This is a genomic window from Paraburkholderia sprentiae WSM5005, assembly GCF_001865575.2.
Classification (GTDB): Bacteria; Pseudomonadota; Gammaproteobacteria; order Burkholderiales; family Burkholderiaceae; genus Paraburkholderia; species Paraburkholderia sprentiae.
Map to the genome: position 1 here is coordinate 615526 of NZ_CP017561.2, position 12521 is coordinate 628046.

Sequence of the window (12521 nt, forward strand, 5' to 3'; positions counted from 1 at the left end):
GATGGATATCAGTTTTACCAACGACTCGGAAGACCTGACGCGTCACAACGAGCACGACGACCTGCTGGTCGGCATGAAAGCGGTGCGGGTCTGGGGCACGCTCGGCTGGCACGACATCCGGCAGCGCTATCGCCGCTCGGTGCTCGGGCCGTTCTGGTTCACGCTGAGCACGATCATCATGGTGGTCGTGCTCGGCGCGTTGTATTCGACGCTGCTGCATCAGGAAATCTCCGACTACCTGCCGTATCTCGCGGTGGGTCTGGTCGTGTGGGCGTATCTGGCGTCGGTCGCCAACGAAGGCTGCATGGCCTTCATCGGCTCCGCATATCTGATCAAGCAGATCAGGTTGCCGCTGACGGTCCACGTATGCCGCATCGCATGGCGCAACTTCGTGATCCTGCTGCACAGCCTGCCGGTCGTGGTCGTGCTGCTGATCGTGTTCGGTCACTGGCCGGGCTGGGAAATCGTGCTGGTGCCGTTCGCGCTGGTGATCCTGCTGATGCACGGCGTGTGGCTCGGCGTCACGCTCGGCGTGCTGTGCGCACGCTTTCGCGACATCCCGCCGATCGTCACGAACCTGATCCAGGTCGTGTTCTTCTTCACGCCGGTCATGTGGTCGCCGGAAATCCTGAAGGACCGCGCGTGGGTCGCCGACTACAACCCGCTCTATCACCTGATCGAAACGGTGCGCGCGCCGCTCACCGGCCGCCCGAGCAACTGGGAGTCGTGGGCCTGGTCGATTGGTCTGTTGATCGTTGGTTTTGCGTTCGCGCAGTTCCTGATGAAGCGTTTCCGTAATCGCGTTCCTTACTGGCTTTGATATTGTGAGTTCTTCATCGATTGTCGCTCGTAACATCTCCGTCGAATTTCCGATTTACGAGAACTCGCATCGCTCGCTGAAAAAGGCGGTGCTCAATCTGACGACGGGCGGCCGGATCGGCCAGGACGCGGGTCGCCATGCGGTCGTCCGTGCGATCGACGACCTGAGCTTCTCTTTCAGCGAAGGCGAGCGCATCGGCCTGATCGGCCACAACGGCTCGGGCAAGACGACGCTGCTGCGCACGCTGTCGGGCGTCTATGCGCCGGTGCGCGGGGAGCTGAAGGTGCAGGGCAAGATCGCCTCGCTGCTCGACGTGTCGATGGGCCTCGACCCCGACGCGACCGGCTTCGAAAACATCTATCTGCGCGGCATTCTCGACGGGCTCAAGCCCGCGCGCATCCGCGGCAAGATCGACGAGATCGCCGACTTCAGCGAACTGGGCGACTATCTGAATCTGCCGGTGCGCACCTATTCGAGCGGGATGATGCTACGCCTCGCATTCGCGATCTCGACGAGCGTCGAAGCCGACATCCTGATCATGGACGAATGGCTGAGCGTCGGCGACGCCGAGTTCAGCGTGAAGGCGGCCGAGCGTCTGGAAGGTCTCGTCGGCAAGGCGGCGCTGCTGGTGGTGGCGTCGCACGATCCGTCGCTGGTCGCGCGCGTGTGCAACCGCAAGATCTCGATGGAGCACGGCAAGATGGTCGCCGACGAAGCCGTGCTGCCGCTGGAAAAAACCGATCTGCCGCTTATCAGCCACGTCGCGCAGTTGCCGCACTGAGCATGCGTGCGCGCGGCGGCGCGGCGCCCTGGTGCGCCGCCGGCCCGCGCGCCGGCCAGCGACCCGCAGTCCCGCCGTTCAGCAACACCCTCGTGGCAGGCCTCGAGGCGTAACAAGGTTCGAATTCGATGCGAGCTAATCATCCATTTCTGCGCTACTCCGAATCCCTGCTCGTGCGTCAGCCGTTTCGCGCGTTGAAGGGTTTCGCGGGCGGCTATATCGCGTATCCGATTGCGGAGAACGCTGAAAAACGCAACGTGCGCCCGAAAATCCGCGAGCTGCGCGAGCACTATGCACTGCCGATGCCGCACCGCCGCCGCATCGCGCTCGAACGACTCGTCGCCACGCTTGAATTCGCCGGCGCGAAGGTGCCTTACTATCGCGATCTGTTCCAGGCGAAGCAGTTCTATCCCGCCAAGCTCATGGACGACCCGCGCTATCTGGAAGAACTGCCGTATCTGACGAAAGACATCATCCGCGAGCAGGGGCCGCGCCTGTTGTCGGGGCCGCTCGAGGCGGGCAAGCACCACGCATGCAAGACCGGCGGCTCGACCGGCCTTTCGACGACGATCTACTACGACCAGCAAGGCGCCGATTATTCGTCGGCGGTCACCAACTATTGCCGCGAGCGGATCGGCAAGCTGCGCCATCGCTCGGAGTTGCATTTCGCGTGCCGTTTCCCGGATCAGGCCGTGCCCGAGTGGCCATCGCGCGAAGACTTCAAATGCTTCGCGATGAATCGCAGCAATATCTTCTTCGACCGCATCGACGATCAGGGCCTCGAGGAAATGTGGCGCACGCTGAAGCGGCGCCGTCCGTATCTCGCGCACTCGCATCCATCGACGATGTACGCGCTCGCCTGCTACGTCGAGCGCAAGTACGGCGGCGGCAATGCGTTCGAGGTGTTCGAGTCGAGCGGCGAGCTGCTCGAGCCGCATGCGCGCGAGATGATCGCGAAGGCGTTGCGCTGTCGCGTGATCGACCGTTACGGTCTCGCCGAGCTCGGTGTGATGGCCTACGAGCTCGACGGCCATGAAGGCGGCTTCCAGATCCTCGAATCGGAAGGCTGGCCGGAAAGCCGCGTCGCGCCGGACAACCCCGACGGCGCGCACGAGCTCGTCTTCACCGGTTTTCGCAACCGCTTGATGCCGTTGATCCGCTACACGACCGGCGACCTCGCGCGCGTGCAGGAGACGGACAAGGGCTTTTTCCTGACCGACGTGGTCGGCCGGATTCACGACGTCGTGCCGATCAACGGCGTCGCGCATCCGACGCACCACATCCAGGACATGCTCGATCACCGCGTCGGCGGCATCCAGGAATTCCAGATCGATCTGCGCACGACGCCGCCCACTTTGCGCATCGTGCTCGAACCGCACGCGAACGCGGAAGACACGACCGCGAAGCTGCGCCACTTCTGGCAGGACGCGTTCACGATCGCCTACGTCGGTCACGACGATTTCGTGCGCGTGGGCAGCCGCGCCAAATTCCGCCACGTGGTGAGCGCATGATCGGCGTCGTGTTTCCCGATGCGCGCGCCGACGCGGGCCAATACGTGCTGGCGGCGCTGCGCCGCTCGGTCAGCGCGAGCGGGGCGCACGCGATCACGCGCAACATGCTGCATGAGATCGCGCCCGACGTCGTGGTCGCCGTCGACGCGCCCGACGCGTGGAGCGCCGACCTGATCGCATTCGTGAATGCGCGGCCGCGCAAGCTGATCGTGTTCGGCCATATGCCGATCGCGCTCGCGGACTATCTGCGTTATCGGCCCGCGGCCTTGCCGCCCGAACTTGCACAGGCGAGCCGCAGTGCAGCGGCGCCTTCCGGTGAATCGCGCGAAAGCCCGGCGGCGGTGCGCTACGGCGCGCTTGCGCAGACGCTCGGCGGCGCGGCATGGCATCGCCCGTTCGAGCGCTTCGATTTCGCGGACGAATGGAACAACCTCGGCTACGGCGCGATTCGCGCCGACGGCTCGATCTGGGCGCTTGCAGAAGCGCCCGACGTGCCGGCCGAAGCGGAACTGGCCGCGGTCGTCGTGAATGGCGAGCGGCAGTTCGCCTACGCGGCGCTGTGGGATGCCGGCGCGTCGGGCGTGCTGTGGTTCAATCGGCCGGTCGGTCCATGCGATTCGTTCGAATGGCGCCTCGTCGAGCAGTTCCTGTGCGGCTACCGGGCCGATGCGCTGCCGTGTCAACCGGTGTTGAGCGAACTGCCGTGGGGCTACGACGCGGCGATCACGTCGCGGCTCGATTGCGACGAGGACGTCGAATCGGCGCGTCCGCTATGGCACGCGTATCAGCGGCTCGGCGTGCCGTTCACGCTCGCGGTGCATACCCACAACTTGCAGCGTGGCGGCCAGCACGACATCCTGCGCGACCTGCTCGCCGACCGGCAGCAGGGCGCGGTGCTGTCGCACACGGCGACGCATTCGCCGAACTGGGGCGGCAGCTACGACACCGCGCTCGCGGAAGGCGCGCAATCGGCCGAACTGCTCGAACGCGCGACCGGCGTGCCGGTGCGCTACGCGGTGTCGCCGTTTCACCAGTCGCCGCCGTACGCGATGCGCGGCTTGGTCGACGCCGGCTACGCGGGCTGCATCGGCGGCATCATCCGCAACGATCCCGAGTTTCTGTCGGCGCGCGGCGGCGCATTGGCCGGTTTGCCCGCGGGCTTCGTCGGCCATAGTCAGCAGTGCATGCTGCACGGCGACTGCATGCTGAAAGAGGGCGATCCGCTCGCGATCTTCAAGCAGGCGTTCGACACCGCGTACGCGACCAACACGCTGTTCGGCTATCTCGACCATCCGTTCTCCGAGCGCTACGCGTACGGCTGGTCCGACGAGGCGGCGCGCATCGACGCGCACGAGCAGTTCATCGCCTACATGCGCGCTAAGGCGCAATGGCCGCTGTTCCTGCACGAAGAAGCCGCGCTCGATTTCCTGCGCTTCCGGTCGTTCGCGCGGGTCGTCGAACACGACGGCGCATTTCACGTCGTCACGCCATTCGCCGACACGACGCCGCTTGCGCTCGGCGTCGAGTTCCGGGGCGCTCATACCAAGGTCGAGGCGGGGAAAGCACTGCAATGAAAGTCATGGTGGTGATGGGCACGCGGCCCGAGGTCATCAAGCTCGCACCGCTCGTGCGAGCGCTGCGCAGCGAGTTCGACACGATCGTCTGCGCGAGCGGACAGCACAAGGACATGGCCGCGCAGGCGCTCGAATTCTTCGGCATCGAACCGGACATCACGCTCGAAACGATGCACCCGGGTCAATCGCTGAACGCGCTGGCGTCGCGCCTGATCGCGGCGCTCGACCGCGCGCTCGACGAAACGCGCCCCGACTGGGTGATCGTGCAGGGCGACACGACGACCGCGTTCTGCGCGGGCTTCGCGGCGTTCCAACGCGGCATCCGCGTGGGTCACGTCGAGGCGGGGCTGCGCACCGGCGATCTCACGAGTCCGTTTCCCGAGGAAGCGAACCGCAGTCTGCTCGGGCGCATCGCGACGCTGCATTTCGCGCCGACCTCGCGTGCGCGTGACAGCCTGCTTGCCGAAGGTGTCGCGGCGGAGAAGATCGTCGTGACCGGCAACACGGTCGTCGATGCGATCGGCGAAGTGCGCGCGAGCTGGAACGTCACGCCCGCGGCGAGTCCGCTGCCCGCATGGCGCGGCGCGCAGCAGCAGCACGTGCTCGTCACCTGCCATCGCCGCGAGAATTTCGGCGACGTGCTGCAGGACATTTGCCGGGTGCTGCGCGATTTGTGTCAGCGCTATAGCGATTACCGCTGGGTATTCCCCGTGCATCTGAACCCGGCCGTGCGCGAGCCCGTGCATCGCGAGCTCGATGGCATCGCGAACCTCGCGCTGATCGAGCCGGTCGACTATCCGACGAGCCTTTATCTGATCAGCGGCAGCGCTGTCGTGGTCAGCGATTCGGGCGGCATCCAGGAAGAAGCGCCGACCTTCGGCGTGCCGGTCGTCGTGATGCGCAACCACACCGAGCGCCGCGAAGGCGTCGACGCCGGCTTCGCGACGCTCGCGGGGCAGAGCGCGGCGAGCATCGAGCGCGCCGTGATCGGCTGGCTCGACGATCCCGCGCGGCGCGCCGCGCTGCGCGATCGAGCGAATCCGTATGGCGACGGGCTGGCGTCGCGGCGCATCGTCGACAGCCTGCGCGGCCGACCGGTCGAGGTGTTCGTTGGCTGACGGCAAGAACCCGGTGCTTGCCCCGCAAGACTGCGTGCTGTTTTCGACCGCCGACTGGGACGAGCCGTATTGGACCAACAAGCAGCACACGGCGAGCATCCTGGCCGCGCGCGGCTGGCGAATCCTGTATGTGGAAAGCGTCGGCTTCCGCTCGCCGAAAGTGGCCAGCGGCCGCGACTGGTCGCGCCTGTGGCGGCGCTTGTGGCGCGGCGTGCAGTCGCTCATGCTCGGGCCGCCGCGGCGCGCCGACAACATCTGGGTGTTGTCGCCGCTGATGGTGCCGGCGGGGCATCATTTGCCGTTCGTGCGCTCGCTGAACCAGGCGATGCTGCGCTTTTCGGTGAACCGCTTCGCGAGGTCGCATCGCTACGACGAGCCGGTCGTGTGGACCTACCACCCGTACATGCTCGACGCGATTGCGACGCTGCCGCGCGGGCCGCTCGTCTACCACTGCGTGGACGACATCGCGGCGATTCCGGGCGTCGACGTCGACGCGTTCCGCAACGCGCAACGCGATCTGCTCGGCCGCTGCGAGGCGGTGTTTACGACCGCGCAATCGCTGAAGGACGTGTGCGTGCCGTTCAATCCCAATACGCATTTCTTCGGCAACGTGGTCGACGAAGCGCACTTCGGCGCAGCGCGGGCGGACGGCCCGTTGCCCGCCGAGCTCGCCGCGATCGACGAGCCGCGGCTGGTGTATCACGGCGTGCTGTCGGACTTCAAGGTCGACCTGCCGCTGCTGCTGCAAACCGCGCAGGCGCGGCCGCGCTGGCAATGGGTGATCATCGGCGAGGAGCGCGAAGGGCAGCGCAGCGACCTGCTCGCGCAACTCGCGCGTCTGCCGAACGTGCATCTGCTCGGCTACCGGCCGTATCGCGTGCTGCCGCAGTACCTGCGCGGCATGCGGGTCGGCGTGCTGCCGACGTTGATCAACGAGTACACGCACTCGATGTTTCCGATGAAGTTCTACGAATATCTCGCGGCCGGTTTGCCGGTCGTGTCGACGCCGCTCGATTTCGCGAAGGAACCGCGCGCGGGGCTCGAAGTTGGCGGCGATGCCGACGCCTTCATCGCGGCGATCGAAAGGCAGCTCGCGCGCGGCAAGCTGAGCGCCGACGAAGCGCGTGCGGCGGTCGGCGAGAATACGTGGGAGGCACGGCTGGACAAGATGCTGGCGATCACGTTCCACTATCCGCTCGCGGGCGGCAGCAGCGCGCCGCAAGCCGGCGCGGAGGTGCGTACGTGAGGGTCGTTCATGTGTACCGCACGTACTTCCCGGACCCGCCTGGCGGCTTGCAGGAAGCGATCCGCCAGATCGCGCTGTCGACGCGCGAGCGCGGCGTCGAACCGCGCATTCTGACCTTGTCGCCGACGCCGACGCCGAGCGTCGTCGAGCGTCCCGAGGGGCAGGTGGTCCGCGAGAAATCGTGGGCCGCGCCGGCATCGTGCGATCTCGGCGGGCCGTGCGCGGTCATGAAGTATCGCCAGATGGCCGACTGGGCCGATGTCGTGCACTTCCATTTTCCGTGGCCGTTCGCCGACGTCTTGCATCTGCTCGGACGCACGAAAAAGCCGACGGTGATGACGTATCACTCCGACATCGTGCGGCAGAAGCTGCTCGGCGCCGTCTATGGACCGCTGATGCGGCGCACGCTGCGCAGCATGTCCGCGGTGGTCGCGACGTCGCCCGCCTATGCGCGGACCAGCGAGGCGCTCGCGGCCTGCGTGTCGAAGGAGCGTTTGAAGACGATTCCGCTGGGCATCATCGACTACCGCGACGAGCTGCAGCCCCTCGACGCGCAGCGCAAGCTCGACAGCCGGCTCGGTCTGGCGCCAGGCGAGCCTTATTTTCTCGCGCTCGGCGTGCTGCGTTACTACAAGGGACTGCATACGCTCGTCGAGGCCGCCCGGCATGTGCGGGCGAAAATCGTCATCGCGGGTTCGGGACCCGAGCGCGAGCGGCTCGCCGCGTTGGCGCGGGAGCATGGCGCGAGCAACGTCGTGTTTGCCGGGCAGGTCACGCATGAAGAAAAGGTCGCGCTGCTCAAGGGCTGTCGCGCGATGGTGCTGCCCTCGCATTTGCGCTCCGAAGCGTTCGGGATGGTGCTGGTCGAAGCGGCGATGTTCGGCAAGCCGATGGTGTGCTGCGAGGTGGGATCGGGGACGTCGTTTGTGAACGAGGATGGGGTGACGGGGTTTGTCGTGCCGCCCGAGGCGCCACAAAAACTGGCTGCCGCGATGAAGCAGCTTGTTGTCGATGAAGCGCTTGCCCGCAAAATGGGGGCGGCGGCCCGCGAGCGATATGAGCGCCTGTTTTCGGGACCGGCGTTGGGCGACGCGTATCAGGCGTTATATGACGAAGTATTGGCGGCCTGAGGCCGTCTAATTTGCGCGAACCGTCGTGCGTATCGGATGTTGTAGTATTTGCCGAGCTTGCATAGGACCGCCGCCGATTGTCGCCTCCATCACAACTCGGCGGAATCAAATGACTTCGAGGCGAGTTGTAAGGCGAGTGCCGAGATAGTAAAGTGGCGCGCGCCAGACGCGCGTGGAGTAGCCGGCTTTGGCGATTCGATTCGACCAAGCACCGTGTCAGAACGGATTTCTACACGATTTTCTATCCGCATTTCTCGTTATCGCATGGTTTTTCACCTTGTTTTCTCCCTTGCGGCGGACAACTGAATGAGCAGCAAACCCCTCGTTGTCGACCTTGACGGAACGCTCATTCGCTCAGACGTCCTGATCGAATGCGGCTTTGCGTTCACCCGGTCCGCGCCGCACCGTTTCTATGAGCCGCTTCTATGGCTCATGCGCGAGGGTAAGGCGGGGCTCAAAGCCCGTCTGGCCGAGGCCACCAATATCGACGTTACCGTTCTGCCTTACGATGCCGCCGTGATCGAGTGGCTGAAGGAGGAGCGGGCCGCGGGGCGTACGCTCGTATTGGCAACCGCGAGCCATCTGCGCTATGCGAATGCCATCGCCGATCATCTCGGACTGTTCGATAAGATCTTTGCCACGGACGGCGATATCAATCTGTCCGCGCATCGCAAGCGCGACAGGCTGGTTGCGGAGTTCGGCGAAAAAGGCTTCGATTACGCGGGAAATTCGCACGACGACGTCGCGGTCTGGGAGGCCGCGGAGCGCGCTTACGTCGTCAATCCATCGACTGGGGTGGAGCGTGCCGCGCGCAAGCACGGCAATGTCAAGCGCGTGATCGACGAACGTACCGCGCGGTCGAAGACGTGGGCGAAATCGTTGCGGCTGCACCAGTGGCTGAAGAACCTGCTGATATTCGTTCCGTTGCTGGCGGCGCACCAACTATCGGATCCGGCTCTGGTGATTGCCGCGATTCTCGCCTTTTTTGCCTTCGGCCTGTGTGCGTCGAGCGTCTATTTGCTGAATGACCTGCTCGATCTCGAAGACGACCGGCATCATCCGACAAAACGCAAAAGGCCGCTTGCTTCCGGCGCATTGCCGCTCATCTGGGGCGCGACGCTCTTTCCTGTTCTACTGGTGCTAGGTGGCGCGATTGCATGGTTCTGTCTGCCACATAAGTTCGCATTGGTCTTGCTCGGCTATTACCTACTCACGCTCGCTTATTCGCTTTATCTGAAGCGGCGCGTCATGATGGATGTCGTGGTTCTGGCCTCGCTCTACACAACGCGAATCATCGCCGGAAGCGCCGCGATCGACGCACGGCTCACGTTCTGGCTGCTGGCGTTTTCGATGTTTATTTTTCTGAGCCTGGCGCTGGTCAAGCGATATGCGGAATTGCATGCGCTACGGGAACGTGGCCTCGTGAAGTCGCGCGGCCGGGGCTATGTCGCGAGCGATCTCTCGCTGATTTCGTCGCTTGGCGCAGCCTCCGGCTATCTTTCGGTGCTGGTTCTCGCGCTTTACATTCAGGACGGCAATACGACGAGCCTGTACCGGCATCCGGAGTTCATCTGGATCGCTTGTCCTTTGCTGCTTTACTGGGTAAGCCGGACATGGATCATCGCTCATCGTGGCAAGATGCACGACGATCCGATCGTCTTCGCCGCGAAAGATCGGGGCAGCTGGCTGGTCTTCGCGCTGTGCGGCATCGTGTTCTGGATGGCGATCTAGGCGATGTCCAAAGTCCAGTCCTGGGGGCGCTATCCGTACGTTCCGCAAGATGCGCATCCGATCGCGTGGCGCGATTCGGCGGCCACGGTATGGCGCGGCGTGGCGGACGGGGAACGCACGACGCTCGTGTTCGGCAATGGGCGCAGCTATGGCGACAGTTGCCTCGCGTCGTCGGGACACGTGATCCAGACGCTGCCGCTGGACCGGCTGATTTGCGCCGATTGGCAAAGCGGCATCTTGCGCGCCGAGCCCGGCATCACGCTCGAGCAGATTCTCGACGTCGCCGTTCCGCGCGGATGGATGCTGCCGGTCACGCCAGGTACGAAGTACGCGACCCTCGGCGGCGCGATTGCCAACGACGTGCACGGCAAGAACCATCATGTCCGCGGCACCTTTGGCCGGCATGTGCGGCGTTTCTGCCTGCTGCGTAGCGACGGCACGCAGTTCGAGTGTGCGCCGGACTCGCATCCGGAGTTTTTTGCCGCGACGATTGGCGGCTTGGGGATGACCGGGCTGATCGGTTGGGCGGAAATCCAGTTGATGCCGATCAAATCGAGCATGCTCGACGTGACCAGCATCCGCTTTGCCAACCTCGACGAATTCTTTACGCTGTCCGAGCGGCTCGATGCGTTGCACGAGTACAGCGTCGCCTGGGTCGACTGCCAGAGCCGCGATGCCGCGTTGGGCAGAGGCATCTTCATGGTCGGCGATCACGCATCCGGCGGGCGGCTCGAAGTTGAACGCCGCAAGACGCGTACGGTGCCTTTCACGTCGCCGATTCCGATCTTCAATCGGCTGACCCTGCGCGCGTTCAACGAGTTGTACTATCGGCGGCAACGCGCCGACGAGGTGAAGTCGACGGTCAGCTACGATTCGTATTTCTATCCGCTCGACAGCTTGCTCGAGTGGAATCGTATTTATGGGCGGTCGGGGTTTCAGCAGTATCAGTGTGTGATGCCGGCGCTGGCCGCTCGCGATGCGACTCGGGCGATTCTCGACGCGATCGCCCGCAGCGGCACCGGGTCGATACTCGCGGTGTTGAAGCGCTGCGGACATCTAGGCTCACCCGGGCTGCTGTCGTTTCCGCTGGAGGGCACGTCGCTGGCTCTGGATTTTCCGCAGCGCGAGGCATCGAATCGCAAGCTGTTCGAACGGCTCGACGCGATCGTGCGGGAGAGCGGCGGCCGCCTGTATCCGGCCAAGGACGCCCATATGTCGGGCGAAGATTTTCGCGTTGCGTACCCGCAATGGGAACAGGTCGAGGCGCTGCGTGACCCGGCCTTGCTGTCACGCTTTTGGGAACGAACCACTCGAGTATGAAAAATATCGTTATCGTAGGCGCCACGTCGGCGATTGCCATTGCCTGCGCCCGGCAGTGGGCCAAACAGGGTGCGCGGTTTTTTCTCGTCGCGCGCAATGCGGAGCGCTTGCAGCAGGTCGCCGACGACCTCACCGCACGCGGCGCACAGACCGTGCTGTGCCAGCAGCTGGACATCGATCAGCTGGGCGAACACGCGGCGATGATGCAGCGCTGCGCGGCCGAGTTCGGCGCGCTGGATATCGTGCTGGTCGCGCCCGGCACGCTGCCGGACCAGCAGACTTGCCAGAACGATGTCGACGTTGCAGTGCGCGAGTTCAACACCAATGCGGTATCGGTCATCGCGCTGCTGACGCGCTTTGCGAACGTGATCGAGCTGCAGCGACGCGGCACGATCGCGGTCATTTCGTCGGTTGCCGGCGATCGCGGGCGTCAGTCGAACTATCTGTATGGCAGCGCGAAAGCGGCGCTGTCGGCTTTTTGCGAGGGTTTGCGGGCACGCCTGTTCAAGGCGGGCGCGCATGTCGTGACCATCAAGCCAGGCTTCGTCGCCACGCCGATGACGGCGGGCTTGCCGTTGCCGGGGCCGCTCGTGGCCACGGCTGACAAGGTTGCTGGCGATATCGTGCGCGCGGTGGAAAAGGGCAGAGATGTCGTTTATACGCCGTGGTTCTGGGGGGGCATCATGCTGATCATTCGCTCCATCCCGCGCCGCGTGTTCAAGCGGCTATCGCTGTAATGCGTTGCCGGCCGCGCGGCGGATTTTCGTTTCATCTTCCCTGACAGGGTGGTCCCTTTCGTGAGCACACCAGCAACTCCGATGAGCGCGTCGCGCCTCGTTATTTTTTATGCGCTATTCGCGGGGCTTTCGATTCTCGCCAATATCGGTTTTCAGAAGCTGTCCGTGATGGCCTATTCCGGCGCATTCAGCGTGCCGCTGTCCGTGTTCGTCGGGACGGGGGTCGGGCTGGTGGTAAAGTTCGCGCTTGATAAGGTCTGGATCTTTCGCTACCGACATCGCGATCTGTCGCACGGCGTCAGGAGTTTTCTGCTGTACACGGTGATGGGGCTGGCCACCACGGCGATTTTTTGGGGTTTCGAATTCGGCGCCGATGCGATCTATCATTCCGAGCCTGCGCGGTTGATGGGCGGCGTGGTTGGACTGGTGATCGGTTACGTCGTCAAGTATCGGCTCGACAAGAAGTTTGTTTTTGCCTGATTGGGGCAACGCCCTGGCAAGTTAGAGGTCGCGCAAGCGCGGCTGAATGCGCTCACTCAAAACCTTTTTGGCC

11 protein-coding genes are annotated in these 12521 nt (G+C 64.3%); all 11 read left to right on the forward strand.

Annotated features, from left to right (window positions below):
* Nucleotide 1 precedes the first annotated feature (1 nt).
* Nucleotides 2-820, forward strand: a complete 819-nt coding sequence (locus tag BJG93_RS02880) for an ABC transporter permease (RefSeq protein ID WP_027196859.1) — start codon at nt 2-4, stop codon at nt 818-820.
* Between the two features lie 4 nt (nt 821-824).
* On the forward strand, nt 825-1601 hold the full coding sequence (locus tag BJG93_RS02885; protein WP_027196860.1) for an ABC transporter ATP-binding protein: 777 nt from the start codon (nt 825-827) through the stop codon (nt 1599-1601).
* 128 nt (nt 1602-1729) lie between these two features.
* Nucleotides 1730-3112 (forward strand): phenylacetate--CoA ligase family protein, encoded by a 1383-nt coding sequence (locus BJG93_RS02890; RefSeq protein ID WP_027196861.1) that lies wholly within the window; start codon nt 1730-1732, stop codon nt 3110-3112.
* Nucleotides 3109-4686 carry a polysaccharide deacetylase family protein gene (locus BJG93_RS02895; protein ID WP_027196862.1) on the forward strand — a complete coding sequence of 526 codons (1578 nt, stop codon included), beginning with the start codon at nt 3109-3111 and terminating at the stop codon, nt 4684-4686. Before BJG93_RS02890 ends, BJG93_RS02895 begins: the two co-directional genes overlap by 4 nt.
* Nucleotides 4683-5804: a non-hydrolyzing UDP-N-acetylglucosamine 2-epimerase gene (wecB, locus tag BJG93_RS02900; RefSeq protein ID WP_027196863.1), complete on the forward strand. Its 1122-nt coding sequence runs from the start codon at nt 4683-4685 to the stop codon at nt 5802-5804. The genes BJG93_RS02895 and wecB overlap by 4 nt, the downstream gene beginning before the upstream one ends.
* Nucleotides 5797-7050: a glycosyltransferase gene (locus BJG93_RS02905; RefSeq protein WP_027196864.1), complete on the forward strand. Its 1254-nt coding sequence runs from the start codon at nt 5797-5799 to the stop codon at nt 7048-7050. The genes wecB and BJG93_RS02905 overlap by 8 nt, the downstream gene beginning before the upstream one ends.
* A complete protein-coding gene (locus BJG93_RS02910; RefSeq protein WP_027196865.1) occupies nt 7047-8180 on the forward strand; it encodes a glycosyltransferase in 1134 nt (377 codons plus the stop codon). The genes BJG93_RS02905 and BJG93_RS02910 overlap by 4 nt, the downstream gene beginning before the upstream one ends.
* A gap of 306 nt (nt 8181-8486) precedes the next feature.
* Nucleotides 8487-9911, forward strand: a complete 1425-nt coding sequence (locus tag BJG93_RS02915; protein ID WP_027196866.1) for a UbiA family prenyltransferase — start codon at nt 8487-8489, stop codon at nt 9909-9911.
* Nucleotides 9912-9914: 3 nt separating this feature from the next.
* Nucleotides 9915-11231 carry an FAD-binding oxidoreductase gene (locus tag BJG93_RS02920; RefSeq protein WP_027196867.1) on the forward strand — a complete coding sequence of 439 codons (1317 nt, stop codon included), beginning with the start codon at nt 9915-9917 and terminating at the stop codon, nt 11229-11231.
* Nucleotides 11228-11968, forward strand: a complete 741-nt coding sequence (locus tag BJG93_RS02925; protein ID WP_027196868.1) for an SDR family oxidoreductase — start codon at nt 11228-11230, stop codon at nt 11966-11968. The genes BJG93_RS02920 and BJG93_RS02925 overlap by 4 nt, the downstream gene beginning before the upstream one ends.
* Nucleotides 11969-12049: 81 nt before the next feature.
* The gene (locus BJG93_RS02930; RefSeq protein WP_027196869.1) at nt 12050-12448 is read left to right on the forward strand and encodes a GtrA family protein; all 399 of its coding nucleotides are present in this window, start codon (nt 12050-12052) and stop codon (nt 12446-12448) included.
* Nucleotides 12449-12521: the final 73 nt, after the last annotated feature.

Excerpts from the sequence above, each read along its gene's own strand:
- BJG93_RS02880 (WP_027196859.1), top strand. The coding sequence starts at position 2 with ATGGATATCAGTTTTACCAACGACTCGGAAGACCTGACGCGTCACAAC.
- BJG93_RS02890 (WP_027196861.1), top strand. The coding sequence starts at position 1,730 with ATGCGAGCTAATCATCCATTTCTGCGCTACTCCGAATCCCTGCTCGTG.
- BJG93_RS02895 (WP_027196862.1), top strand. The coding sequence starts at position 3,109 with ATGATCGGCGTCGTGTTTCCCGATGCGCGCGCCGACGCGGGCCAATAC.
- wecB (WP_027196863.1), top strand. The coding sequence starts at position 4,683 with ATGAAAGTCATGGTGGTGATGGGCACGCGGCCCGAGGTCATCAAGCTC.
- BJG93_RS02915 (WP_027196866.1), top strand. The coding sequence starts at position 8,487 with ATGAGCAGCAAACCCCTCGTTGTCGACCTTGACGGAACGCTCATTCGC.
- BJG93_RS02920 (WP_027196867.1), top strand. The coding sequence starts at position 9,915 with ATGTCCAAAGTCCAGTCCTGGGGGCGCTATCCGTACGTTCCGCAAGAT.
- BJG93_RS02925 (WP_027196868.1), top strand. The coding sequence starts at position 11,228 with ATGAAAAATATCGTTATCGTAGGCGCCACGTCGGCGATTGCCATTGCC.
- BJG93_RS02930 (WP_027196869.1), top strand. The coding sequence starts at position 12,050 with ATGAGCGCGTCGCGCCTCGTTATTTTTTATGCGCTATTCGCGGGGCTT.